This window comes from Achromobacter sp. GW823-FHT04E03 (genome assembly GCF_058796095.1).
The window spans coordinates 92,256-115,495 of the sequence record NZ_JBXAIJ010000005.1 but is presented as its reverse complement, the minus strand read 5'-3'; the positions used below and the strand labels follow the sequence as shown (position 1 = coordinate 115,495).

The 23,240-nt window shown below is 66.6% G+C and carries 23 protein-coding genes; 6 read left to right on the top strand and 17 right to left on the bottom strand.

The features are described 5' to 3' along the window. Positions 1 to 13 precede the first annotated feature (13 nt). Entirely contained in the window at positions 14 to 1,651 is a 1,638-nt protein-coding gene (locus AC1RHV_RS28015) for an amidohydrolase (protein WP_492302355.1), read from the bottom strand. 9 nt (positions 1,652 to 1,660) lie between these two features. Then, positions 1,661 to 2,782, bottom strand: coding sequence for an ABC transporter substrate-binding protein (locus AC1RHV_RS28010; RefSeq protein ID WP_192492486.1), 1,122 nt, complete (start codon positions 2,780 to 2,782; stop codon positions 1,661 to 1,663). A gap of 107 nt (positions 2,783 to 2,889) precedes the next feature. Between AC1RHV_RS28010 and AC1RHV_RS28005 the strand changes: the two genes are divergently transcribed. Next, the gene (locus AC1RHV_RS28005; RefSeq protein WP_192492485.1) at positions 2,890 to 3,846 is read left to right on the top strand and encodes a LysR family transcriptional regulator; all 957 of its coding nucleotides are present in this window, start codon (positions 2,890 to 2,892) and stop codon (positions 3,844 to 3,846) included. Between the two features lie 14 nt (positions 3,847 to 3,860). On the opposite strand, the gene AC1RHV_RS28000 is transcribed toward AC1RHV_RS28005, so the two are convergent. From AC1RHV_RS28000 to AC1RHV_RS27970, 7 genes are all read right to left on the bottom strand, one after another. Continuing rightward, positions 3,861 to 5,417: an acetolactate synthase large subunit gene (locus AC1RHV_RS28000; protein ID WP_054451445.1), complete on the bottom strand. Its 1,557-nt coding sequence runs from the start codon at positions 5,415 to 5,417 to the stop codon at positions 3,861 to 3,863. Positions 5,418 to 5,576: 159 nt separating this feature from the next. After that, positions 5,577 to 6,329 (bottom strand): amino acid ABC transporter ATP-binding protein, encoded by a 753-nt coding sequence (locus tag AC1RHV_RS27995; protein WP_054451448.1) that lies wholly within the window; start codon positions 6,327 to 6,329, stop codon positions 5,577 to 5,579. Positions 6,330 to 6,333: 4 nt separating this feature from the next. Then, the gene (locus tag AC1RHV_RS27990) at positions 6,334 to 7,026 is read right to left on the bottom strand and encodes an amino acid ABC transporter permease (RefSeq protein ID WP_175162083.1); all 693 of its coding nucleotides are present in this window, start codon (positions 7,024 to 7,026) and stop codon (positions 6,334 to 6,336) included. A 30-nt stretch (positions 7,027 to 7,056) separates the two neighbouring features. Then, positions 7,057 to 7,845, bottom strand: a complete 789-nt coding sequence (locus AC1RHV_RS27985; RefSeq protein WP_054451452.1) for an ABC transporter substrate-binding protein — start codon at positions 7,843 to 7,845, stop codon at positions 7,057 to 7,059. Between the two features lie 42 nt (positions 7,846 to 7,887). Continuing rightward, positions 7,888 to 8,796 (bottom strand): arginase family protein, encoded by a 909-nt coding sequence (locus AC1RHV_RS27980; protein WP_054452208.1) that lies wholly within the window; start codon positions 8,794 to 8,796, stop codon positions 7,888 to 7,890. A gap of 270 nt (positions 8,797 to 9,066) precedes the next feature. After that, positions 9,067 to 9,933, bottom strand: a complete 867-nt coding sequence (locus AC1RHV_RS27975; protein ID WP_119450585.1) for an IclR family transcriptional regulator — start codon at positions 9,931 to 9,933, stop codon at positions 9,067 to 9,069. Positions 9,934 to 10,052: 119 nt separating this feature from the next. After that, positions 10,053 to 11,075, bottom strand: a complete 1,023-nt coding sequence (locus AC1RHV_RS27970) for an amino acid ABC transporter substrate-binding protein (protein ID WP_054451454.1) — start codon at positions 11,073 to 11,075, stop codon at positions 10,053 to 10,055. 337 nt (positions 11,076 to 11,412) lie between these two features. Here AC1RHV_RS27970 and AC1RHV_RS27965 point away from each other — a divergent pair, with 337 nt between their 5' ends. From AC1RHV_RS27965 to AC1RHV_RS27950, 4 genes are read left to right on the top strand one after another with little or no spacing between them, the layout of a single operon-like run. Further along, complete coding sequence (locus AC1RHV_RS27965) at positions 11,413 to 12,414, top strand: Bug family tripartite tricarboxylate transporter substrate binding protein (RefSeq protein ID WP_492302351.1); 1,002 nt, start codon at positions 11,413 to 11,415, stop codon at positions 12,412 to 12,414. A gap of 17 nt (positions 12,415 to 12,431) precedes the next feature. Continuing rightward, positions 12,432 to 13,112, top strand: coding sequence for a 3-oxoacid CoA-transferase subunit A (locus AC1RHV_RS27960; protein WP_306652665.1), 681 nt, complete (start codon positions 12,432 to 12,434; stop codon positions 13,110 to 13,112). Positions 13,113 to 13,138: 26 nt separating this feature from the next. Further along, entirely contained in the window at positions 13,139 to 13,780 is a 642-nt protein-coding gene (locus AC1RHV_RS27955) for a 3-oxoacid CoA-transferase subunit B (RefSeq protein WP_492302349.1), read from the top strand. Beyond that, entirely contained in the window at positions 13,780 to 14,607 is an 828-nt protein-coding gene (locus tag AC1RHV_RS27950) for an IclR family transcriptional regulator domain-containing protein (protein WP_054451462.1), read from the top strand. Before AC1RHV_RS27955 ends, AC1RHV_RS27950 begins: the two co-directional genes overlap by 1 nt. A gap of 10 nt (positions 14,608 to 14,617) precedes the next feature. Here the strand turns inward: AC1RHV_RS27950 and AC1RHV_RS27945 are convergent, their stop codons facing one another. The 6 genes from AC1RHV_RS27945 to AC1RHV_RS27920 form a co-directional block, all read right to left on the bottom strand. Continuing rightward, on the bottom strand, positions 14,618 to 15,670 hold the full coding sequence (locus tag AC1RHV_RS27945) for an L-threonylcarbamoyladenylate synthase (protein ID WP_492302348.1): 1,053 nt from the start codon (positions 15,668 to 15,670) through the stop codon (positions 14,618 to 14,620). Between the two features lie 12 nt (positions 15,671 to 15,682). Further along, positions 15,683 to 16,873, bottom strand: coding sequence for a 5-(carboxyamino)imidazole ribonucleotide synthase (locus AC1RHV_RS27940; RefSeq protein WP_054451466.1), 1,191 nt, complete (start codon positions 16,871 to 16,873; stop codon positions 15,683 to 15,685). 5 nt (positions 16,874 to 16,878) lie between these two features. Then, a complete protein-coding gene (purE, locus tag AC1RHV_RS27935; RefSeq protein WP_054451468.1) occupies positions 16,879 to 17,400 on the bottom strand; it encodes a 5-(carboxyamino)imidazole ribonucleotide mutase in 522 nt (173 codons plus the stop codon). Between the two features lie 103 nt (positions 17,401 to 17,503). Next, positions 17,504 to 18,076: a disulfide bond formation protein B gene (locus tag AC1RHV_RS27930; protein WP_119450582.1), complete on the bottom strand. Its 573-nt coding sequence runs from the start codon at positions 18,074 to 18,076 to the stop codon at positions 17,504 to 17,506. A 10-nt stretch (positions 18,077 to 18,086) separates the two neighbouring features. After that, positions 18,087 to 18,245, bottom strand: coding sequence for a DUF5993 family protein (locus AC1RHV_RS27925; RefSeq protein ID WP_367648236.1), 159 nt, complete (start codon positions 18,243 to 18,245; stop codon positions 18,087 to 18,089). Positions 18,246 to 19,325: 1,080 nt separating this feature from the next. Next, positions 19,326 to 20,207 (bottom strand): phosphoribosylaminoimidazolesuccinocarboxamide synthase, encoded by an 882-nt coding sequence (locus tag AC1RHV_RS27920; protein ID WP_049075485.1) that lies wholly within the window; start codon positions 20,205 to 20,207, stop codon positions 19,326 to 19,328. A 263-nt stretch (positions 20,208 to 20,470) separates the two neighbouring features. Here AC1RHV_RS27920 and AC1RHV_RS27915 point away from each other — a divergent pair, with 263 nt between their 5' ends. Beyond that, the gene (locus tag AC1RHV_RS27915; RefSeq protein WP_054451472.1) at positions 20,471 to 20,926 is read left to right on the top strand and encodes a GFA family protein; all 456 of its coding nucleotides are present in this window, start codon (positions 20,471 to 20,473) and stop codon (positions 20,924 to 20,926) included. A 101-nt stretch (positions 20,927 to 21,027) separates the two neighbouring features. Here the strand turns inward: AC1RHV_RS27915 and fba are convergent, their stop codons facing one another. Both fba and AC1RHV_RS27905 read right to left on the bottom strand, forming a co-directional pair. Beyond that, positions 21,028 to 22,092: a class II fructose-bisphosphate aldolase gene (gene fba, locus AC1RHV_RS27910; RefSeq protein ID WP_013395676.1), complete on the bottom strand. Its 1,065-nt coding sequence runs from the start codon at positions 22,090 to 22,092 to the stop codon at positions 21,028 to 21,030. Between the two features lie 202 nt (positions 22,093 to 22,294). Next, positions 22,295 to 23,194, bottom strand: a complete 900-nt coding sequence (locus tag AC1RHV_RS27905) for an SMP-30/gluconolactonase/LRE family protein (RefSeq protein WP_492302345.1) — start codon at positions 23,192 to 23,194, stop codon at positions 22,295 to 22,297. Positions 23,195 to 23,240 lie beyond the last annotated feature (46 nt).

The window sequence follows — 23,240 nt, the reverse complement described above, 5'->3', positions numbered from 1 at the left end:
ACGCTGCATGGGGTCAATCCTCCTCGTGCAGTTGATCCGCCCATGATGAGAGCGGCGAGCGGAATACGGCGCGGCCGCCGACCAGCGTGGCGCGCACCGCGGCCTCCTTGATCTGGTCAGAGGGAATGCGGTACAGGTCGCGATCCAGCACAATCAGGTCGGCCAGCTTGCCCGGCGCCAGCGTGCCCTTGCTCGCGTCCTGGCGCTCGGCCCGCGCCGGATTGACGGTGTAGCAGCGCATGGCCTCGTCCACCGAAATCGCCTGAGAGGCGCCGATCACGGCCCCCGAGGCGGTCTTGCGATTGACCATCGACCACATGCCCAGGAAGGGATTGCGGTCGCATACCGGCGCGTCCGAATGCCCGCAGACCAGCACGCCCCGGTCCAACATGTCTCGGTGCGGCCAGAGCCAGGGCCAGTCGGACTCGGGCCGGTTGCGCAAATACGCATCGCCCAGGTTGTAGGCAAAGCCCGCCGCCGAGGAATCGATCACGCCCAACCGCGCCATGCGTTCCTGGATCGCGGGCGGCGCGCAGCAGCAATGCTCGATGCGCGGCGGCACCGCGCCGGGATGCGCGGCAAGCGCCTGCTCGAACGCATCCAGCGCGAAGTCGATACCGCGGTCGCCATTGCCAGTAGCTGCCGCCTGCAAGCCCGCTGCCATGACTCGGCCTACCTTGAAGGCGAGTTCCTCGGCAGAGAAATTGACGTCGCCGTACTCCTTCGGGGCATCCGTCTTGCCCGCCTGGACGGCATAGGGCTGGTAGTACGCGGCCGTGCGGCCGCTGGTGCTGCCATCCGATCCATACTCCACGCCAAGCAGGTGCAGGTATTCATCGCCAAAGCCGAAACGCAGGCCCGACCCGATGACATCCTCGACCAGAGCCTCGTCGCGCCCGTTGAGCATCATGCCCACGCGCACCGGCAGCCTGCCCGCCGCATGCAGCTGGCGGTATGCCTGCATCGCCAAGGCGCTGGTCAGGGCGTTGTGCACGCTGGTGATGCCCACCCTGGCCATCTCGCCGAAAATCGCGGGATAGCCCTCGAGATAGTCTTCCACCTGGTCACCCGCCGCGATATGCGTGGTGAAGGCGAAAACGCCGCGGCCGCGCGCCATGCCCTCGCCCTGGCTCAGGCAATGGTCCGGAACGGTGCGCGCCAGGCCGCTGGCCGCGAGAGCGTCGAACGCGGCCTTGCTGGCCACACCCACCTGCGCATCCCGCCGCAACAGGAACACCGGCCGTCCCGGCGCCGCAGCGTCCAGCGCCGCGCGCGAGGGGTAGCCGCCGATATCGTTCTCGTCCAGGCGGAAACCCAGGTACCAGGCGCCGGCTGGAGCGCTACCGTGGAATGCCGCGACGCGCCACAGCAGCGCCGCTGGCGAACCGATGCCGGAAAGGTCCTCCCATCGCCCCGCCTTGACCGCCTGCCCGTCCGGATGGCAATGGCTGTCGTTGATGCCCGGCATGGCGAAGGCGCCGTCCAGGTCGATCTTCGCCGTGGCGGGTCCGGCCAGCGCCAGGCAGTCCGCATCCGTGCCCGCGCCGACCACGCGGCCATGCCGTATCGCCAGCGCCGGCACGACGCCCAGCGTTTCATCCAGCGTGGCGATGCGGCCGCCATGCAACACCATATCCGCGTATGCGCTCATGCTGGCGGCTCAACCCGTGATGACTTTGACGTACTCGTTGTAGATGCGGTCCTGGTTCTCGCCATGCCAGGTCGCATCCGCCACGATCTGCAGGCGGAAATTCTCTTCGTCCGTAGGATTGTCCTTGCGCAATTCCGGCGGCACCAGCGCATTGGCCGCGGGGTTGGCGGGGCCATTGCCCATCAGCCGCAACAACTCGATCTGGCTTTCCGGCGATTGCGTCGACGCGATGAAATCGAACACCTTGCGTCCCGCCGGATTGCCCTTGGGTACCAGCCAGCCGGCGGGAATCAGAATGCCCTGGTTCCAGGTGAAATCGATGGTCGAACCCGGTTCCCGCCGCATCACGGTCGCCCGGGTGTGCCATACCAGCCCCATCGTGGCCTCGCCTTGCCGCAGCAATTGCTGGCTCTCGGCGCCAGTCTTCCAGAAAATCGCGTGTTCCTTGATCGCCGCGATCTTGTCCAGCGCGCGCTTCTCGTCGATGGGATAGAGCTTGGACGCGTCCGCAGGTACGCCATCCGCCATCAGCGCGGCCTCCAGCGAGGCCAGCACGCGATCCGGCAAGATGCGGGTGCCAGGGAAATCCTCAGTGTTCCAGAAGTCAGCCCAAGTCCTGGGCACGCGGTCCCCGAAGGCCTTCTTGTCGTACGCCAGCACAAAGCTGTAGATGAAGTGCGAAACCCCGTATTCGCTGCTGAAGCCCGGCCGCACCTTGCTGCGGTCGACGATCGTGTAGTCGATGGGCTCCAGGTAGCCTCGCTTGCCCAGCGAATGCGCTGCGGCCAAATTGGCATCGCAGACGTCCCACACCACGTTCTTCGATTCCACCATGGTGCGGATCTTGCCGAAAGACGGACCGGTTCCATCGAATTCGACCTTGGTGCCGGAGGCCTTTTCAAAAGGCTTGCCCCATACCGTGGGCTGATGCTTGATGGCGTCTCCGCCCCAATTGCAGACCACGATCTTGCCTGCGTCGGCATGCGCCCGGCCCAGCGGCAACATGGCCGACATGCCGGCTGCGCCCAATAGCGCCAATAACTGACGGCGGCGTGCGGAAGTCAGCGAGGGATCGCTCAGCGCAAGGTGCGCCGCATCGGTCAGGCAAGGGTCTTGCATAGGCGTCTTCATCGGCTTGCTCCTGATGGGGAGAGGGGGAGCGGGCATGATGACGGGGCCATTTCTTTCATGCAATATATGAGCTTTGCACCTATCCGTACTTCCCCTAAGCCCCGCTTATGAGCCCTCGCTCGCATCTCGGACTGACCAGGTCCCATGAACCACGCGAACCAAGCTTCGCGCAGCTGGGCGTGTTCAACGCCATCATGATTTCGGGCTCCGTGTCGCGTGCGGCCAAGCTGCTGGGCATGACGCAATCGGCGGCCAGCAAGATGCTGCGCCAGCTCGAGGACGACACGGGCCTGCTGCTCTTCGAACGCGCGCATCAGCGCCTGGTGCCGACGCCGCAGGCGCTACGTTTGCAGGAAAGCGTGGAGCACCTATACGGATCCTATGGCGTGGTGCAGCGTTTGATCGGCAGCCTGGCCAATCCGGACCATGGCAACGTCACCGTGGCCGCCATACCCACGCAAGCGGCAACCTTCATTCCGCAAGCGGTCAAGCGCCTACGCGAACGCCATCCCGGCATCACCGTCACGCTGGAAATCCTGGCCAACCAGCCGGTGGTCGACCGTGTGCTGAACGGCCAGGCGGATTTCGGACTGGTGCATGACATCACCGCCTCGCCCGACACGCACAACGAGGACCTCGGGCCGCAACACCTGGTCTGCGTTGCCGCGCGCGGCCATCGCTACACGGACCTGGACCATGTCACGGCGCAGGACTTGAAATCCGAGACATTCCTGTCGTACGGCCCGCAAACGAATTTCGGCAGTTTCGTCGAGCTCGCCTTCTCCGAGGCTGGCTTGCACATGCCCGTGTCAGTCGAAGTGACCTCCTCGGCTGCGCTGTTGGCACTGATACGCGCGGGCGTGGGCGTGGGCCTGGTTGAGCCCGCCGCCATCGTGCCTTTCCCCGAAGACCAATTCGTCGTCAGGCCTTTCCGTCCCAGCCTGCTGATCCACTCGCGCATCGTGCGCTCGCGCATACGGCCGCTGACGCGGCACGCCGAACTGCTGCTCGACGAATACCGCGCGGTCATTGCCGCGCCCCAGCCCGCCTATTTCCTGGACTGAGGCGCGCAGGCCGCTCAGATCACCGCTTCAATCAGGAACGGGCCGCGGCGCTTCAGGCCTTCCTGCAGCGCGCGCGCGAAGCCTTCCACCGTATCCACGCTGACCGCTTCCACGCCCATGCCGCGCGCCAGATGCGTCCAGTCCAGGTACGGTTCTTCCAGATCCAGCATGCGGCGGGCGTTGCGCCCGGGTTCCTGTACGCCCACGTTCTTCATCTCGCCGTGCAGGGTGGCGTAGGAACGGTTGGCCAGGATCACGGTCAGGCAATCCAGGTTCTCGCGCGCCTGCGTCCATAGCGCCTGCAAGGTGTACATGCCGCTGCCGTCTGCCTGCAGGGTGACGACCTTGCGGTCCGGGCAGGCGACGGCAGCGCCGGTCGCCAGCGGCAGGCCGATGCCGATGGCGCCGCCCGTCAGCATGAGCCAATCGTGCGGCGCGCTGTTGACGCTGTAGAGCGGGAATTCGCGGCCCTGGGTGATGGACTCGTCGCAGACGATGGCCTGCTCCGGCAGATGGTGCGCGACCAGGATGTTGACGGCGGCGCCAGTCAACTTGCCGGACTGCGGCACCTCGTAGTTGGCGGGGGCAGCGGCCAGGCGCGGCGCGTCCTGGGCGATGCCTAGCTCATCGGCCAGCCACTCCAGCGCATGCGCCAGGTCCTGCTCGGGCGTGCCCAGCACCACCTGCTTGCAGTCGGGCGGCGCCAGCAGGCTGGGCTTGCCGGGATAGGCAAAGAAGCCGACCGGCGCTTTCGCGCCCACCAGCACCAGATGGCGCACGTCCTTCAGCTTGGCCACCGCCAGGTCGATCGGATACGGCAGGCGGTCCACCGGCGTGCGCGAGCCGCCGCGCTCGATGCGGCGGTTGGAGGTTTCCGACACCAGCCGCACGCCGGTGGCGCGCGCGATACGGCCGGCGGCGTTCAGCGCGCGTTCACGCAGCGCGGAACCGCCCAGCATCAGCGTCGTGACTTCGCCCGAGCGGATCGCGGCAACCGCCGCGCGCACCGCGTCGGCCGAGGTCTGGGCCAAGGCCTCGCTCTTGGCCAGCACCGGCGCGGTGTTTTCCGGCAAGTCCGTCCAGGCCGCGTCGGCGGGCAGGATCAGCGTGGCGATGTTGCCCGGCGAGCGGCGCGCCACGCCCACGGCCTCAGCGGCGTCGGCGGACAGGTCGGCGGCCTTGGTGGTGCGCTTGACCCAATGCGACATCGGGCGCGCGACGCCTTCGACGTCGCTGGTCAGCGGCGCGTCGTACTGGACGTGATAGGTGGCGTGGTCGCCCACGATGTTGACCATGGGCGTGCGGGCGCGCTTGGCGTTGTGCAGGTTGGCCAGCCCGTTGCCCAGGCCCGGGCCCAGGTGCAGCAGCGTCGCGGCAGGCTTGTCGGCCATGCGCGCGTAGCCGTCGGCCGCGCCGGTCACCACGCCTTCGAACAGGCCCAGCACGCAGCGCATCTTCGGCTTGCGATCCAATGCCGCGACAAAGTGCATTTCGGATGTGCCGGGGTTCGCGAAGCAAACATCCACGTCGTTGGCCAGCAAGGTATCGCAAAGACTATCAGCGCCGTTCATCGTTTTTCCCTGATCATTTTCCATTGGCGGTGCATGGGCGCATGCGCGCCCGCGTGACATGCATGATAGGTAGCGTAGCCGAAACCGGCTAGAGCCATTTCAGGCCGCCGTCATGGAACCATTCCACAGGTTCCGCCAAACGGAATTTGAAAGGCCCGATCAGCCCAGTATCTGCCCCAGGAAGGCCTGCGCGCGTTCGGTGCGCGGCGCGCGGAAGAAATTGTCCGGCGTGTCGGCCTCGACGATGGCGCCCTGGTCCATGAAGACCACGCGGTCGCCGACCTCGCGCGCGAAACCCATTTCATGCGTCACGCACACCATGGTCATGCCGTCGCGCGCCAGCGCCACCATGGTGTCCAGCACTTCCTTGACCATCTCGGGGTCCAGCGCGGATGTGGGCTCGTCGAACAGCATGATCTTGGGCCGCATGCACAGCGCCCGTGCAATCGCCACGCGCTGCTTCTGGCCGCCGGACAGCTGGCCCGGGTACTTGGAGGCGTGCTGCGGAATCTTGACGCGCTCCAGGTATTCCATGGCGCGGGCCTCGGCTTCCTCGCGCGGCACGCCCTTCACCAGCATCGGCGCCAGCGTGCAATTGTCCAGCACGGTCAGGTGCGGAAACAGGTTGAAGTGCTGGAACACCATGCCGACCTCGGCGCGGATGCGCTCGATGTTCTTCAGGTCGTCGTTCAGCTCGATGCCGTCGACGACGATGCGGCCTTGCTGGTGTTCCTCGAGCCGGTTCAAGAGCCGGATGGTGGTGGACTTGCCGGAGCCGGACGGCCCGCACAGGATCAGCTTTTCGCCTGGCAACACCTCCAGCGCCAGCTCGTCCAGCACCTTGAAGTCGCCATACCATTTGCATACGCCCTGCATCGTGATGATAGGGGCGGCGTAGTTCAATCCATCCATCGCATCAGGCCTTGGAAATGTCATGGTTTTCGCCCGCGCCGCTCCAGTAGCCCGGCACGGTCAGGCGCTTTTCGGAACGGCGGAACACGTAGGACAGCACGCTGCACATGGCGAAGTAGATGACGCCCACCATGGTGTAGACGGTCAGCGCCTGGAAGGTGGCGCCCGCCAGCATTTCGCCCGCGCGCATCAATTCGTAAACGCTGATGACGGCCACCAGCGAGGTTTCCTTGATCAGCACCAGCGCGTAGTTGCCCAGCGCCGGGAACACCGTGCGCAAGGCCTGCGGCAGCACGATGCGGCGCAGCCGCTGCATCTTGCCCAGGCCCAGCGCGCGCGCCGCCTCGTACTGGCCGCTGTCCACCGACTGGATGCCGCTGCGGAAGAGTTCGGCCAGATAGGCGCCGAAGTTCAGCGTCAGGCCCAACACGCCGGCAACGAAACCGTTGATGACCACGCCCATCTCAGGCAGGCCGTAGTAGATGTAGAACAGCTGCAGCAGCAGCGGCGTGCCGCGTATCACGTCGATGTAGAAACGCGCGCCGCGGCTGAGCAGCCGCGACGGCGACAGGCGGCACAGACAGACGACCAGGCCCAGGGCCACCGCCAGGAATGCCGAAGAGAAAAACAGCGCCAGGGTCCAGACCGTGCCCTCGGCGAGGGGGGTCAGGTACATGCGCAGGGTCGCGAGATCCAAGTCGTACTCCTTATCCGTGCCGGTACGGCGTCACTTGCTCATCAGGTCGGCCACGCCCCACTTCTGCCCGATGGCGGCGAGCTCGCCGTTCTGTTTCATCTGCGCCAGCGCGCCGTTGACCGCCTCCAGCAACGCGGCGTTGCCCTTCTGCACCGCCATGCCCACCTGCCACTTGCGCTGCGGCTGATAGCCCGTGTCCAGCTTCACGCCGGGGATGTTCTTGGTCTTGATCTGGTAGATGATGCTGGGCGGATCCACGATGCCCAGGTCGATGCGGCCGGCGCGCACGTCGGCCAGCAGCGTGGAATAGTCTTGGTACGTCGACACCTTGGTGCCGGGCATGTCCTTGATCATGTTGAACTGCACCGAGTCCACCAGCACGCCTACGCGCTGGCCCTTCATGTCTTCGAACTTGGCGTACTTCTTGTCGGCCTTGTCGCTGACCACGATGCCCTCGCCCCATTCATAGACCGGCGCCGAGAAATCGATGGCGCGGGCGCGTTCCTCGGTGATGAAGAGCGGCGCGGACATCACGTCGGCGCGGCCCGAGGTCAGCGTGGGAATCAGGCCGGAGAACGGCACGTCGGACAGCTTGTCCGACACCTTCAGGTGCTTGGCCACGGCCGCGGCCACGTCCACCATGATGCCCTCCAGCTGGTTCGACTTCGGATTCTTGAAGCCGTGCGGCGGCGCGGACGCCGTGGTGACGACGTTCAGGCTCTGGTCCGCGCGGATCTCGTCCAGCGTGCGCGCCTGCGCGCCGCCCTGGGCCAGCAGGCCGGCTACAGCCAGGCCCAGCAGAATGGATTTGAGTTTCATCGTTTTCCCCTTGGATGAATTGGTTGGCGTGGCGCTGCCGGCTCAGGCCGGACGCCCCTGCGGATACTGCTGCACCGCTACCGCCGCCAGCGCGCAGAATTCCTGCATGACGGTGGCTGCCAGGAAGGCCGTGGCCCCCTGCACGTCTTGCGGCGGCGACACGGTGTTCACGTCGAACGCCACGAAGTTCAGGCCCGCGAGCTGGCGCAGCAGCGCCAGCCCTTCCTTGGCCGTAAGTCCGCCCCACTCCGGCGTGCACACGCCCGGCGCGCAGGAAGGATCGAAGATGTCCATGTCGAAGCACAGGTACACGGGCCGCTGGCCGATGCGCTGCTTGATGTTGGCCAGCGCGCCCTTCTGGTCCTGGTCAAAGTCGTCATAGGGCAGGATCGTGTAGCCGACCTCGCGGCCGAATTCCAGCACGCCCGGCATGAAGGAACTGCCGCGCGTGCCGATGTGAAAGCTGGACGCCACGTCCAGCAGCCCTTCTTCGGCGGCACGCGTGAAGGTGGTGGCGGTGTTGTAGCCGGGGATGGGATAGGTGTCGGTGTGCGAATCGAAATGCAGCACCACGAAATCCGGGTGGCGGCGCGCCACGGCGCGCAGCTGCGGCAAGGTGACCGCGCCATCGCCTCCCATGGAAATCGGTATGGCGCCCGAATCCAGGATGGCGCCTATGCCGGCCTCGATCAGCGGATAGGAGGCGTCCGGATCGCCCGGATGGCAGGCCACATTGCCCACGTCGATGGCGCGCAGGAACTCCGGCGGGTTGTCGATGCCGTGGCGCCGGAAGATATCCACCGGCCGCAGCAGCCTGGACTGCTCGCGGATCGCGTCCGGCCCCTGGCGCGATCCGACCCGGAACGGATGCGTGCCGCAATCGAAGGGAATGCCGACCACGCAGGCGCGCGCCGCGCCCATGCCCGCGGCGCGGACGGCAGGCAGGCCCATGAACCCGGCGACGGGATGAAAACAGACTTCGGCTGGCTGCTGCACAACTCGGCTCCTGGGTGACGACCGCTGCCCTGGATAAGGCTGGGATCACTATTTAGATTCAATCAAATCGCTGTGCGATATGATCGTGTCGAAATAAGAGTAGCGTGCGTACAAGCATCCGGCCAATTAGGGAGTTTCCCCTAATCAGCAGTTTTATATCCGACTAAATTAGTATGAATAACGAACGCGCGTGGTCGGCGCGTCCGGGACCCGGGCCTCCTGGAATCAGGCCTCGTCGCCCGCGAACGGCATCGCGTCGCGCAGGGCGCCGCCCGGCGGCTCCATTTCATAGAAGGGGCGCGACCGCCCCAGCGTGCGCGACGCGCTGATGGCGTGCGCCGTTTCCACCACTTGCGGACCGAACACAGCCTGCGCCTGCTCGAACGACCAGCGGCTGGACGGCACCGATACGTTGACCGCGCCTACCGGCGTGCCACCGGCATCCAGCACCGCGGCGCTGACCGTGATGTCGCCCGGATAGAACTCGCCGTTGGAGCGCGCATAGCCGTGCCTGCGGGCAAACTCCAGCTCGGCCAGGAGCTCGTCCATGCTTGTGATGGTGGCGGCCGTGTAGGCCTTGCGGTCGCACCGTTCCAGGAGACCACGCGCGACCGCGGGATCCAGCCTGGCCAGCACCGCCCGGCCCGCCGCCGTGCAGTACAGCGGCAGGCGCATGCCCACCGGCATGTTCACGAACATTTCCTTGTGGGTGGCAAAGCGCGCCACGTACACCATGTCCAGACCGTCGGGCTCGGCCAGGCTGCAGGTTTCCTGGCTGTTGCGGTTGAGCGTGTGCAGGAAGGGATTGCCGCCCAGCACCAGCGGGCTGGTCTGCACGTACTTCATGCCCAGCTCCAGCGACCAGGGCCCCAGCGAGAACTTCTTGCTCAAGGGGTCCTTGCGCAGATAGCCCAGCGTCCACAGCGTGTGGGTGAAGCGCTGCACCGAACTCTTGCTCAGTCCGGTCGCTTCGGCCAGCTCCGGCAAGGTCATGGCGGGCTGCCCCTCGCTGAAGGCCCGCAGGACGGAGACGCCGCGCGCCAGCGCGGCGATGAACAGTGGGGAATCCTCGGCGTTTCGGGTCTGCGTCATGGCGCGTGGGCCGTCCAGTGGAAAGCGCATAGCGTACCGCAATACGGTGCAGACGTATCGCGTGGCGATGCCATAAAAAAACGGCCCGGAAATCCGGGCCGTCCTGGCTGGCGCGAACCTTAGCGGATCGGCCAGGGATACATGGCGCCGCCCTTGTTCCACAACGCATTGGTGCCGCGCTGCAAGCCGAGCTTGCTGTCCTTGCCCACGTTGCGCTCGAACACTTCGCTGTAGTTGCCCACTGCCTTGATGGCGTTGTAGGCCCACTTCTCATCCAGCCCCATGTTCTTGCCCGCCCCCGGCGTCACGCCCAGGATGCGGGCGATGTTGGGGTTGTTGCTCTTCAACATTTCGTCGACGTTCTTCTGGGTGATGCCGTATTCCTCGGCCTCCATCAGCGCGAACAGCGTCCAACGCACGATGCCCAGCCAGTTCTCGTCGCCCTGGCGCACCATCGGACCCAGCGGCTCCTTGGAGAAGCGTTCCGGCAGGATCTCGTAGTCGTCCGGCTTGGCGACCTGGGTGGCGCGCACCGCGGCCAGTTGCGAGGCGTCGTCGGTGAAGGCGTCGCAGCGGCCCGATTCGAAGGCGCGCACGACCTCGGTCACCTTGTCGATCACCACCGGCTTGAATTCGATGTTGTTGGTGCGGAACCAGTCGGCCAGGTTGAGCTCGGTGGTGGTGCCGGGCTGCACGCAGACCGTGGCGCCGTTGAGTTCCTTGGCGCTCTTGACGCCCAGCTTCTTGCTCACCAGGATGCCCTGGCCGTCGTAGAAGCTGGCCGCCACGGCCGCCAGGCCCAGCGACGTGTCGCGGGTCTGCGTCAGCGTGACGGTGCGCAGCAGCACGTCCACCTCGCCCGATTGCAGCGCCGTGAAGCGTTGCTGGGTGGACAGCGGCGTGCCCTTGAATTTGGTCGGATCACCGAACACCGCCGCCGCGACCGCGCGGCAGATGTCCACGTCCATGCCTTCCCATTCGCCCTTGCTGTTGGTCGCCGAAAAGCCGGATACGCCGTCGGTCAGGCCGCACTGCACGAATCCTTTTTTCTTCACGGCATCGAGGGTGGGCCCCGCCACCGCCGCCTGGGATGCGCAAGCCAGGGCCAAGGCGCCGGCTGCAAACAAGATGGACCGCTTCATGATCACTTCTCCTGAGTATGGATGCCGCGCCGGCTTGTAAGCCGACTGCGGTTGAAACCGAGCCCTGCCTTACTGGGCCGGCCGCCAGATTAAGCCATGTCCACGGCGTGAACAACGCGAAGGCGCCTAGTGGAAACCCGGAGGACCGGGCGCGATTCCTGAAGGTTGCAGACCTGTCCGGTGAACGAACTTTATCCGCCCGCCAGACCGCGATGGCCGCTTGCCTTGGTGCCATACTTTTTTCGCGTCCCGGGCCCGCCGCTGCCGGCGCCGCGATCTCTCAAAAAATAACGGCCGCGACTACGCGAGCGGCCGATTCATGGAGGAGACCCAACCCATGACCCATGCAAGCCACTTGCAGTCCCGCCGCAGCACCCTCAAATCCCTGCTGGGCACGGCCCTGGCGGCCGCCGGCCTGGCCGCCGGCGCTGGCGTTCACGCCGCAGACGACTGGCCCAGCAAGCCGATCAAAGTCATCGTGCCGTACACGCCGGGTGGCTCGACCGATATCGTCACGCGCATCGTGATGGACAAGCTCGGCCCGCGCCTGAAGCAGACCATCATCATCGAGAACCGCCCCGGCGCCAACAGCAGCGTGGGGGCCGCCATCGCCGCGAAGGCGGAGCCGGACGGCTACACCTTTCTTTCCATCCTGCCCGCCTACATCATCAATTTCCATCTATACAAACTGGGCTACAAGCCCGCCGACCTGACGCCCGTGGTGCAGATGGCGGACCTGCCCCTGTTCCTGTTCGTGGCCGAAGACATTCCCGTGAAGACGGTGGCCGAACTGGTCGACTATGCCCGCAAGAATCCGGACAAGCTCACCTATGCCTCCAGCGGCAACGGTTCCAGCGCGCACCTGACCGGCGCGGACTTCGCGCTTCAAAGCAAGATCACCATGACGCACGTGGCCTACAAAGGCAGCGCCCCCATCCTGGCGGACCTGCTGGGCGGCCGCGTGTCCATGGTCTTCGATCCGATCCTCGTGCCCATGCAGTACGTCAAGCAGAACCGGCTGAAGGCGCTGGCGTTCACCGGCAAGCAGCGCTGGCCGACCGAGCCCTCGATCCCGACCATGGAAGAAGCCGGCCTGCCCGGCTTCGTCACCGGTTCGTGGGCGGGCCTGATGGCGCCGGCCGGCACGCCCACGCCGGTCATCGACCGCATCGCGCGCGAGATCAGCGAGATCGTCAAGGAGCCCGACGTCAGGCAGAAATTCCTGGACGCGGGCTTCCTGCCGGTCAGCGGCACCAGCGCGCAATTCGCCGACCTGATGAAGACGGACTCGACGCGCTACGCCGGGATCATCAAGCAGGCGCGTATCACCGTGGACTGAAAGCGCAGGAGCCCCGCATGATCGACAAGTTCTACGACACTCCCGAGACCGCCGTTGCGGACGTGCACGACGGCGCCACCGTGCTGATCAGCGGCTTCGGCGGCGCCGGCATGCCCACCGAACTGATCCACGCACTGATCGCGCAGGGCGCGCGCGAGCTCACCGTGGTCAGCAACAACGCCGGCAACCACGAAACCGGCCTGGCGGCATTGATCAAGGCCGGGCGCGTGCGCAAGGTGATCTGCTCGTTTCCCAAGGCGTCGCACTCCTGGGTCTTCGACGAGTTCTACCGCCAGGGCCGCATCGAACTGGAATGCGTGCCGCAAGGCACCATCGCCGAACGCCTGCGGGCGGCCGGCGCGGGCCTCGGCGGGTTCTACACGCCCACGGCCTATGGCACCGAACTGGCGCGCGGGAAGGAAACGCGCATGATCAACGGCCGCGGCCACGTCTTCGAACATCCCTTGCATGGCGACTTCGCGCTGGTGAAGGCCGACCTGGCTGATCGCTGGGGCAACCTCACCTACAACAAAAGCGCGCGCAACTTCGGTCCCGTCATGTGCATGGCGGCCAGGACCGCCATCGTGCAGGTGCGCGCCAAGGTCGCCTTGGGCGAACTCTCGCCCGAAGCCGTGGTGACGCCAGGCATCTTCGTCAAGCGCGTCACCCAGGTCGCCAACGCCGCCTTTTCCAGCTAGGGCTGGCCGAATCCCAAGGAGTCCGCATGTTCCAACCCTTGACCCGCGAGGCCATGGCGCGCCGCCTGGCCCAGGACATACCCGACGGCAGCTATGTCAATCTGGGCATCGGCATGCCTGTGCTGGTGGCCGCGCATCTGCCGGCCGGCCGCGAGATCGTGCTGCACAGCGAAAACGGCATCCTGGGCATGGGTCCGCCGCCCGCCGAAGCCGACATCAACCTGGACCTGATCAACGCCGGCAAGCAGCCCGTGACCCTGCTGGAAGGCGGCGCGTATTTCCATCACGCCGATTCGTTCGCGATGATGCGCGGCGGCCACCTGGACATCTGCGTCATGGGCGGCATGCAGGTCGCCGCCAACGGCGACCTGGCCAACTGGTCGCTGGCAAAGCCGGGGGAAGCGCCGGCCGTGGGCGGCGCAATGGACCTGGCGGTGGGCGCGCGCAGCGTCTACATCATGATGGAGCACAACAGCAAAAGCGGCGAATCCAAGATCGTCGAACGCTGCACCTATCCGCTGACAGGCGCCGGCGTGGTGGACCGCATCTATACCGACCTGGCCGTCATCGAGGTCACGCCGGACGGGCTGGTGGTTCGGGATATGATCGACGGCATGACCCTCTCAGCCCTCCAGGCGCGCACCGGCGCGCCATTGCGCGCAGCCTGATGCGGCCCAATCTTCCGCCGCCCGGCTACGCCGCGCCGCTCGCGGCGGAAGACCACCCCGACCAGCTGCGCGGCGATCCGGATTACATGCTGACGCTGGCGCGCGGGCTGCATGTGATCCGCGCCTTCGGCACCCGCCGCCATCCGCAGACCGCGGCCGAACTGAGCCGCCGCGCCGGCTTGCCGCGCGCCGTGGTACAGCGCTGCCTGCACACGCTGATCCTGTTGGGCATCGCCGAACAGCACGGCAGGCTCTATGTACTGACCCCGCGCATCCTGGGCCTGGGCTACGCCTATTTCTCGTCCACGCCCTTTGTGTCGCTGGCGCAGCCGGTGCTGGAAGAACTCAGCGCCACGATCAACGAGACCTGCGCGCTCGCCATCATGGAAGGCCACGAGATGCTGTACCTGGCGCGTTCCGAGGTGACCCGCCTGCTGGCGACCTCGATGGGGCTGGGCAGCAGGCTGCCGGCGTACTGCACCTCGATCGGCCGGGTGCTGCTGGCGCAATTGCCCGAACCCGCGCTGGCCCGCTACTTCGCCGCGACCGAGCTTCAGCCGTACACGGAATTCACGCTGGTCACCGAGGACAAGCTGCGCGCCGAACTCGCGCGCATCCGCGAGCAGGACTACGCCGTCGTCGACCAGGAACTGGAACTGAACGTGCGCGCCATCTCCGTGGCGGTGCGCTCGGCCAGCGGCAAGGCCTGCGGCGCGGTCAACGTCAGTGTCAAGGCGGCGCGGGTGCCGCTGAACCGGCTGACGGAGGAGTTCCTGCCGCCGTTGCGGCAGGCGGTGGAGCGGATCGGGGAGTTCCTGGCGGCCTGAGGCGCAAGGCCTACAGGTCCGTCGTATCCAGCGTGAAGGCAGCGGCGGCGCGGCCGATGCGGTCGTTGACCGCGTGCCAGTCATCGGTGGCAGGCGGCGCCTGCACGATGATGCGCGCATAACCCTGCTTGTCCAGGTCGCGCAGCAGGCCGTAAAGGGCCTGCGCATAGCGCGCCGGATCGGCTGGCACGCCCTGCCACTGCACCCGGGCGTCGAGCACATCGGGGCGCTCGCCGTAGGCGACCACCACGACCTTGCCTTCGGGCAGGCCCTGCCCCTGCACCACGTCCCGCAGGCGTGCGTCGGAAGCCAGTTCCAGCGCCGTGCGCGGCGCGTAGTGCGCCTTCAGCGTGCCCGATGCCCTGGGCGCGGCGGCGTCGGGCGCGAAGACCTGCACGCCCAGCACGGCCTCGATCTGCGCGGCGCTGATGTGGCCGGGACGCAGCAGCACGGGGCCGGCGCCGCGGTCCAGGCGCGACAGGTCAAGGATGGTGGACTCGATGCCCACTTCCGAGGCGCCCCCTTCCAGCACCGGCATGCCGGCCGCGACTTCCTCGGGGAACTCGCTGCGCACGTGCTCGGCGCGCGTCGGCGACACCTGGCCGAACTTGTTGGCAGATGGCGCCGCGACGCCGCCCTGCCCGTTGGGCTTGCCCGCGGCAAAAGCCTCCAGCAGCGCCTGCGCCACCGGATGCGAGGGGCAGCGGATGCCGATGCTGTCCTGGCCGCCGCTGACCGTGTCGACGATGTGCGGCGCGCGCTTGAGAATCAACGTGAGCGGACCGGGCCAGAAAGCGTCGATCAGCAGGCGCGCCTCTTGCGGCACTTCCGCCGCCCAGTACGACAGATCGCCTTGCGGCGCGATGTGCACAATGACGGGATGGTTGGAAGGCCGGCCCTTGGCGGCGTAGATCTTGGCGACCGCTTGCGGGTTTTCCGCGTCCGCGCCCAGGCCGTAGACGGTCTCGGTGGGAAATGCGGCCAGCTCGCCGTCCAGCATGCGCTGGGCGGCGTGGGCGATCTCCGCGGCGGTGGCGGATGCTGACGGGGACAAGGAAGTCATGGAATCCGCGCTTTACTCGGGAGCCTGCATGCCCAGCGCCGCCGCCACGCGGGCGGCGTCGTCGCGAGCCTGCTGCAGGGTGGGCGCCACGATCGTGATGTGGCCCATCTTGCGGCCACGGCGCGCTTCGCGCTTGCCGTACAGGTGCAGCTTGGCGGTTGGCACGGCCAGCGCGGCGGCCCAATCGGGTTCGCGCTGCGCCGTGGCGGTGGCCGACGGATACCAGATGTCGCCCAGGATGTTCAGCATGACGGCGGGCGCCAGCAGGTCGGAGCCGCCCAGCGGCAGGCCGGCCATGGCGCGCGCCTGCTGCTCGAACTGGCTGCTGAGGCAGGCATCCATGGTGTAGTGGCCGCTGTTGTGCGGGCGCGGCGCGATCTCGTTGACGATCAGGCTGCCGTCCTTGAGCACGAAGAATTCCACGCACAGCACGCCGTGGTAGCCCAACCCCTGCGCGATGGCTTGCGCGGCCTGCGTGGCGCGGGCCTGCCTTTCGGCATGGGCTGCGTCCTGCTGCACCGGCGCCGCGGTCGACACCGCCAGGATGCCGTCGCGGTGCACGTTACGCGCCACCGGGAACACCACGCTCGCGCCATCGAAGCCGCGCGCCAGCACCACGGAAATTTCGTAGTCCAGCGGCATCAGCGCTTCCAGCACGCAGGCCACGCCGCCGAATTCGGCGAAGGCCGCCAGCGCTTCCTCGCGCGTGTTGATGCGGGCCTGGCCCTTGCCGTCGTAACCCAGGCGCGCGACTTTCAGGATGCCCGGAAACAGCCCTTGGGGCGCTGCGCGCAGGTCGGCTTCGCTGCGGATCGCGGCGTGCGGCGCGACAGCAATGCCTTGCGAGGCAATGAACGTCTTTTCGGCGATGCGGTCCTGCACGATGGCCACGGCGTCTCCGGCCGGGCTGACGCGGCAGCGCGTGGCCAGCGTGCGCAGGCTGTCCGCGGGCACGTTCTCGAACTCGGTGGTGACGGCCTGACAGGTCTGGGCCAGGCGCTCGAGGCCGGCCTCGTCGTCATAGGCGGCCTGGATGTGCAGGTCGGCCACCATGCCCGCCGGGCATTCGGCGGCCGGATCCAGCACCGCGACCTTGTAGCCCAGGCTCTGGGCCGCGTGGCAGAACATGCGGCCCAGTTGGCCGCCGCCCAGCAATCCCAGCCAGCCGCCGGGAGCAATCATGAAAGCAGTCGATTGAGTCATTCTGATCAGGCCTCAGGCGGAACCTTCATGTCGCGCGCGGCTTGCGTCTGGCGGGCGCGGAACGCCACCAGCTTCTTGTGCAAGCCCGCGTCCGTGCCGGCCAGGGTAGCGATCAGGTGCAGCGCGGCATTGGCCGCGCCGGCTTCGCCGATCGCGAAAGTGGCCACCGGCACGCCCTTGGGCATTTGCACGATGGACAGCAGCGAATCCTCGCCGCGCAGGTACTTGGACGGCACCGGCACGCCGAACACCGGCACTTCGGTCAGGGCGGCCATCATGCCCGGCAGGTGCGCCGCGCCGCCGGCGCCGGCGATGATGCCGCGCAGGCCGCGGGCATGCGCCGCCGCGCCGTACTCGGCCATGTCCTGCGGCATGCGGTGCGCGGAGATCACGCGCGCCTCATGGGGAACGCCAAAATCCTCCAGCATCGTGACCGCGTGCTTCATGACCTCCCAATCGCTGGAAGAACCCATAATCACGCCCACCACGGGGGTGGCCTCTGCCGCTGCGGAAGTCTTGGCTGTCATAACCGGTGTCGTAGAGTTGAGACCGCGGCGCAGGGCCGCGGAAAGTCAAAGGACCGCGGACGGATGCCGCGAAACCCGGTATTTTACCCGGCGCCGGCAAGGGCTATGTCGCGGAGGCGGAATCCAGCCATTGGTAGCTGGCGGGGTTGTCCGGACAAGGCCCGAAACCGCACTCCAGCGTGGTGCTGCCCACATTGGCCAGCGCCACCAGGAAAAACAGGGCCATGACCAGCACGCCCAGCACAGACACCGGCTTGCGCAGCATGTTGTCGCCCCATTTGCGGTCGACGGCCAGCATCACGGCGCAGAACACGATGATGGCGGCAAAGGCGATGAACGCCCAGGTGTAGAAGTGCAGGCCCAGGAAGGGCGAGCCGTAGCCCGGATCGCCCGGCGCGATGTGCAGCAGCACTTGCCGGCCGGCGGCCAGCATGCCGCCCAATGCGGCCGCGATGCTCATCGCATAGTGCATGGGCGAAGGCCCCAACCGCATGTTCAGCAAGAAGCCCACGCCCGCAAGCAGCAGCGCCACGCGCTGCAACAGGCACAGCGGACAAGGCAGCTCGTCGTAGGCGATCTGCCAGAAGAAGGCCATGCCCAGGGCGCTGGTGACGCCCAGCAGCGCCAGGCCATTGAGGACGCGCGAGCCGCGCGCGGGATTGCGGGAGAAGATCATTGCCCCGCCCTCAGAACGACAAGGCCAGAGGGCTGGTCATGTGGTACTGGCACCAGCCGGCGAACAGCGCCAGCGTCAGCAGCCAGAAGGTCACGCAGGGGCGGCGCCTGCCTAGCATGCCGAACCACACCGCGATCAGGCCAGTCAGGAAAGGCAACATCATTACCATGCTGGGAGCTCCTTTCTGGGGAACGTCCCCATGCAAGCAGCCGGGAATTATAACGTCACAATTCGCAATAAATCCTATCGAAAGCCCTGATAACACTTGCAGGGCAAGCGCTTTTCGGGTCGAAAAAACCGCTCCATCTGGACCGCCCGCGGTAAGTTGGACGTAAATCCAACTTGCTGGGGGCGAAGCGGTAGGGCTTCGAGCTTGCGGGCGTCAGGGTTCTTTAGCCGCCGAGGCTGCCCTGCGCCATTCCGATGCTCGCCCCGGTGGGGCTGCGCTTCGGATGGCTTCGGGGTCCTCGGCTGGCAGTCGCCTAATGCGTTGGCCTCAGACCCCGTTCATAGGTAGATGCTGTAAGCCGGTGTCCGGGCGGAGGGATCCGAAGCGCAGCCCCACCGGGGCGAGCATCGGAATCCCGCAGTCCGGACGCCGGCGACTCAAGAACCCCGCCTCACAACACCGAAGCGGCAGGGCTTCGCGCTTGCGGATGTAGGAGTTCTTTAGCCGCCGAGGCTGCCCTGCGCCATTCCGATGCTCGCCCCAATGGGGCTGCGCTTCGGATGGCTCCGGGCCGCATCGGCTACAGTCGCCTAATGCGTTGGTTTTGGACCCCGTTCAGGGGCAGATGCCGTGAGCCGGCGGCCGGGCGGAGGGATCCGAAGCGCAGCCCCACCGGGGCGAGCATCGGAATCCCGCAGTCCGGACGCTGGCGACTCAAGAACCCCGCCTCACAACACCGAAGCGGCAGGGCTTCGCGCTTGCGGATGTCGGAGTTCTTTAGCCGCCGAGGCTGCCCTGCGCCATTCCGATGCTCGCCCCAATGGGGCTGCGCTTCGGATGGCTCCGGGCCGCCTCGGCTACAGTCGCCTAATGCGTTGGTTTTGGACCCCGTTCAGGGGCAGATGCCGTGAGCCCGCGGCCGGGCGGAGGGATCCGAAGCGCAGCCCCACCGGGGCGAGCATCGGAATCCCGCAGTCCGGACGCTGGCGACTCAAGAACCCCGCCCCACAAAACCGAAGTGCGATCCGGATTTTCTTCATCCAGACGCCTTGGGAGCGGGCTTTCCTTACCCGGCAGCGTTCAGGCGACCAGGCGGTCCAAGGCTTCGCGGTACTTGGCGGCGGTCTTTTCCAGCACGTCCTGCGGCAGGCGCGGCGCGGGCGGGGTCTTGTCCCAGGTCTGGGTTTCCAGCCAGTCACGCACGAATTGCTTGTCGAACGACGGGGGGCTGATGCCCACGCGGTAGCCGTCGGCAGGCCAGAAGCGCGAGGAATCCGGCGTCAGCACTTCGTCCATCAGATACAGCGTGCCGTCGTCGTCCAGCCCGAATTCGAACTTGGTGTCGGCGATGATGATGCCCTTGGTGGCCGCGAACTTGGCGGCTTCGGCATACAGTTTGAGGGTCACGTCGCGGATGCGCTCGGCCATTTCCTGGCCGACTTCCTTGACCACGTGGGCAAAGTCCACGTTCTCGTCGTGCATGCCGAACTCGGCCTTGGCGGCGGGCGTGAAGATCGGTTCGGGCAGCTGGCTTGCCTGTTGCAGGCCGGCGGGCAGCTTGATGCCGCAGACGGCGCCGGTGGCCTGGTAGTCCTTCCAGCCCGAGCCGATCAGGTAGCCGCGGGCGACCGCTTCCACCAGGATAGGCTTCAAGCGCTTGACCACCACGGCGCGGCCGCGCACCTGGTCGACTTCGTCCGGCGCGACCACGTCTTCGGGCTTGATGCCGGTGGAGTGGTTCGGCAGGATGTGGGCCAGCTTCTGCAGCCAGAACTCGGTCAGTTCGGTCAGCACCTGTCCCTTGCCGGGGATGGGGTCGTCAAGAATCACGTCAAACGCGGAGATGCGATCCGATGCGACGATCAGCAACTTGTCGTCGCCCACCGCGTACATGTCGCGCACCTTACCGCGGCCCAGCAGCGGCAAGGACTTGATGCTGGATTGATGCAAAGCAGAAGTCACGGGAATGGCCTATGGCAATAATGAAGATTCCCGCCTCGGGCAAGCGCCAGGGCGGGAAGTAGAACGGAATCCGGGAACTGCGGGCAAGGCCGGCGCGGCGCGCGCGGGTCCTGCGAAGCGCATAGGTTACTGCAAATGGGCAGGTTTTGCCGGCCCTCCCCTCGACGCCGCCCGGCGGCCGGGTTAGGCTCTTGCCTCCCCTATGATGCGCGCCGGCCGCCTCTCGCGTCACGGCGCTGACCCCAAGCCGGAGACAAAGCCGTATGCAGGATGCTTCCCTAAAACGCAGCGCCCACGCCGACGCGCAGGTACACCTGACCGGCGGTTGCCAGTGCGGCGCTGTCCGCTACGCCATCACCGATGAACCAATCATGGCGGCAACCTGTCATTGCCGGGACTGCCAGTACTCCAGCGGCGGCGCCCCCGCCCATGCCCTGATCTTCCCGACCGGCTCCATCACGCTGTTGCGCGGCAGCCCCAAAGAGCACCGCTACCGCGGCGAATCCGGCCATACCGTGATGCGTAGCTTCTGTGCGGACTGCGGCACTCCGCTGTTCGGCAATTCGGCGGGCATGGGCTATGACATCGTGCGGGCCGGTTCGCTGGACGATCCGGAAGCCTTCCGCGCCCGCGCCACCCTCTGGACCGAGTCGGCCCCGTCCTGGCACCACGTGGACCGTACCGTGCCGCACTTTCCCCGCAACTCGCCGGCGCCCTAGCGGCGGCGCAGACAAAAAAAGGGCGGTCCGCCTGGGTGGACCGCCCTTTTTTGCGCTTTGGCGCCAGACGCCTTTTGGCGTCACGCGCCTGCGGCAGATGCTTACTGCACCACTTGAGCCAGCTTGCCCGACGCGTATTGCGCGGCGATTTCGGTCAGCGGCAGGGCCTTGATCTTGCTGGCGTTGCCGGCGGTGCCGAATTCAGTGTAGCGAGCCACACAGATCGCCTTGGCGGCGGCGCGGGCCGGCTTCAGGTATTCGCGCGGGTCGAACTTTTCCGGGTTTTCAGCGAAGAAGCGGCGGATCGCGCCGGTCATGGCCAGACGGATATCGGTGTCGATATTGATCTTGCGCACGCCGTACTTGATGGCTTCCTGGATTTCCTCGACGGGCACGCCGTAGGTTTCCTTCATGTTGCCGCCGAATTCGCGGATCTCGGCCAGCAGTTCCTGCGGCACGCTGGAGCTGCCGTGCATCACCAGGTGGGTGTTGGGCAGGCGGGCGTGGATTTCCTTGATGCGGGAGATCGACAGGATATCGCCGGTGGGCTTGCGCGTGAACTTGTAGGCGCCATGGCTGGTGCCGATGGCGATGGCCAGGGCGTCCAGCTGCGTGCGGCGCACGAAGTCGGCGGCTTGTTCCGGGTCGGTCAGCAGCTGATCCATGGTCAGCTTGCCGTCGGCGCCGTGGCCGTCTTCCTTGTCGCCTTCCATGGTTTCCAGGGAGCCCAGGCAGCCCAGTTCGCCTTCGACCGTCACGCCCAGCTTGTGGGCGGTGTCCACGACCTTCTTGGTCACTTCGACGTTGTAGTCGTAGTCGGCGATGGTCTTGCCGTCTTCCTTGAGCGAGCCGTCCATCATGACGCTGGAGAAGCCCAGGTCGATGGCGCCTTGGCAGATCTTGGGCGACTGGCCGTGATCCTGGTGCATGACCACGGGGATGTGGGGATAGGTTTCCACGGCGGCCTGGATCAGGTACTTCAGGAAGCCTTCGCCCGCGTATTTGCGCGCGCCGGCCGAGGCCTGCATGATCACCGGGCTGTCGGTCTCCGCAGCGGCTTCCATGATGGCCTGGACCTGCTCCAGGTTGTTGACGTTGAAAGCGGGAATGCCGTAGCCGTGCTCGGCGGCGTGGTCGAGCAACTGGCGCATGGAGACTAGGGCCATGAGTGGTCCTCCTTAGGTACTGTCTATTGAAAGATGATTGAAGACTTGCTGAATGGGGTGATTTTACGGGGGATTCGACGAAAGGTCTTGCAACCGCCCGTATCCGGTCCATTCAGATGAGCACGAAAGGCTCAGGCCAGCCTTCGGCTCCCCCGAAGGACCGATGGCGCGGCGGCTTGCGCCGCGCCAGAAACCGCAGCGCCTACGGCCGACCGGCGTGCGGCACGTCCACCCGGGTCATCAGGATGCAGCCTTCGTGCCTGGCCCGGCGGTTGGCCTCGATGAAGTCGGGCGCGGCCGCCATGAACAGGGTCCGGCCGTCCGGCCCGCCCAGGGCGGCGGCGAAGATGCCGAATTCGCCGGTGTCGATCTGCTCCAGGATCTTGCCGCCGCGCGCCACGCGCACGATGCGCTTGCCGATGGCGTCAGCCACCCACAAGGCCCCTTCCGCGTCCAGCGCGCCGCCGTCCGGTCCGATGGCGGAGGCGGCGATCAACACGCCCAGGTCGTCGCTGGCCGGCAAGGGGCCGAAATCGGCCCAGTCGCGGCGCGGCCCCAGCCCGCCATCGGCCAGGATGTCGAACTCGGAAATGCGGTTGCCGAAGGTTTCGTTGACGATCATGGTCTTGCCGTCCGGCGTGATGAACGAACCGTTGGGAAAGCACAGTCCGCCGGCCACCTGGCGCGCCGAGCCGTCGGGATCGACGCGCACGATGCCGGTATTGCGGACCGGCTCGCCCGCCATCAGGTCGAAACCGAAATTGCCCACATAGGCCCGACCCTGCGCATCCACCACCATGTCGTTGACCGGGCCTCCGGTGTACGCCGACAGGTCGGCGTGCACGGCCAGCGTGCCGTCCGTCTCGCGCCGCAAGAGCTTGCGGTCCTTCATGGACGCGATCAGCAGGCGGCCGTCCGGCAGCCAGCCCAGCCCGGACGGCTGCTGCGGCACCTTGCAGATCTGCTCGACCGTGCCATCCAGGTCCACGGCGATGACCTGCTCGGTATAGAAGTCCGACGCCCACAAGCGGTTTTCGTGCCAGCGCAGCCCCTCCAGATAGGTGTATCCGGACGCCAGCACGGACAATTCGCGTTTCGGCATTGCCTGGTCTCCTTGTGCGGCCCCGCGCAGGGGCCTGTTGTTCGTG

What these genes read in the sequence shown, in the direction of transcription:
- AC1RHV_RS27915 (WP_054451472.1), top strand. Translation starts at nt 20,471, where the DNA reads ATGCAGGATGCTTCCCTAAAACGCAGCGCCCACGCCGACGCGCAGGTA.
- AC1RHV_RS27960 (WP_306652665.1), top strand. Translation starts at nt 12,432, where the DNA reads ATGATCGACAAGTTCTACGACACTCCCGAGACCGCCGTTGCGGACGTG.
- AC1RHV_RS28015 (WP_492302355.1), bottom strand. Translation starts at nt 1,651, where the DNA reads ATGAGCGCATACGCGGATATGGTGTTGCATGGCGGCCGCATCGCCACG.
- AC1RHV_RS27985 (WP_054451452.1), bottom strand. Translation starts at nt 7,845, where the DNA reads ATGAAACTCAAATCCATTCTGCTGGGCCTGGCTGTAGCCGGCCTGCTG.
- AC1RHV_RS27970 (WP_054451454.1), bottom strand. Translation starts at nt 11,075, where the DNA reads ATGAAGCGGTCCATCTTGTTTGCAGCCGGCGCCTTGGCCCTGGCTTGC.
- AC1RHV_RS27945 (WP_492302348.1), bottom strand. Translation starts at nt 15,670, where the DNA reads ATGACTTCCTTGTCCCCGTCAGCATCCGCCACCGCCGCGGAGATCGCC.
- AC1RHV_RS27940 (WP_054451466.1), bottom strand. Translation starts at nt 16,873, where the DNA reads ATGACTCAATCGACTGCTTTCATGATTGCTCCCGGCGGCTGGCTGGGA.
- AC1RHV_RS28005 (WP_192492485.1), top strand. Translation starts at nt 2,890, where the DNA reads ATGAGCCCTCGCTCGCATCTCGGACTGACCAGGTCCCATGAACCACGC.
- AC1RHV_RS28010 (WP_192492486.1), bottom strand. Translation starts at nt 2,782, where the DNA reads ATGAAGACGCCTATGCAAGACCCTTGCCTGACCGATGCGGCGCACCTT.
- AC1RHV_RS27980 (WP_054452208.1), bottom strand. Translation starts at nt 8,796, where the DNA reads ATGGGCCTGCCTGCCGTCCGCGCCGCGGGCATGGGCGCGGCGCGCGCC.
- AC1RHV_RS27950 (WP_054451462.1), top strand. Translation starts at nt 13,780, where the DNA reads ATGCGGCCCAATCTTCCGCCGCCCGGCTACGCCGCGCCGCTCGCGGCG.
- AC1RHV_RS27925 (WP_367648236.1), bottom strand. Translation starts at nt 18,245, where the DNA reads ATGGTAATGATGTTGCCTTTCCTGACTGGCCTGATCGCGGTGTGGTTC.
- AC1RHV_RS27930 (WP_119450582.1), bottom strand. Translation starts at nt 18,076, where the DNA reads ATGATCTTCTCCCGCAATCCCGCGCGCGGCTCGCGCGTCCTCAATGGC.
- AC1RHV_RS27995 (WP_054451448.1), bottom strand. Translation starts at nt 6,329, where the DNA reads ATGGATGGATTGAACTACGCCGCCCCTATCATCACGATGCAGGGCGTA.
- AC1RHV_RS27965 (WP_492302351.1), top strand. Translation starts at nt 11,413, where the DNA reads ATGACCCATGCAAGCCACTTGCAGTCCCGCCGCAGCACCCTCAAATCC.
- AC1RHV_RS27975 (WP_119450585.1), bottom strand. Translation starts at nt 9,933, where the DNA reads ATGACGCAGACCCGAAACGCCGAGGATTCCCCACTGTTCATCGCCGCG.
- AC1RHV_RS27955 (WP_492302349.1), top strand. Translation starts at nt 13,139, where the DNA reads ATGTTCCAACCCTTGACCCGCGAGGCCATGGCGCGCCGCCTGGCCCAG.
- purE (WP_054451468.1), bottom strand. Translation starts at nt 17,400, where the DNA reads ATGACAGCCAAGACTTCCGCAGCGGCAGAGGCCACCCCCGTGGTGGGC.
- fba (WP_013395676.1), bottom strand. Translation starts at nt 22,092, where the DNA reads ATGGCCCTAGTCTCCATGCGCCAGTTGCTCGACCACGCCGCCGAGCAC.
- AC1RHV_RS28000 (WP_054451445.1), bottom strand. Translation starts at nt 5,417, where the DNA reads ATGAACGGCGCTGATAGTCTTTGCGATACCTTGCTGGCCAACGACGTG.
- AC1RHV_RS27905 (WP_492302345.1), bottom strand. Translation starts at nt 23,194, where the DNA reads ATGCCGAAACGCGAATTGTCCGTGCTGGCGTCCGGATACACCTATCTG.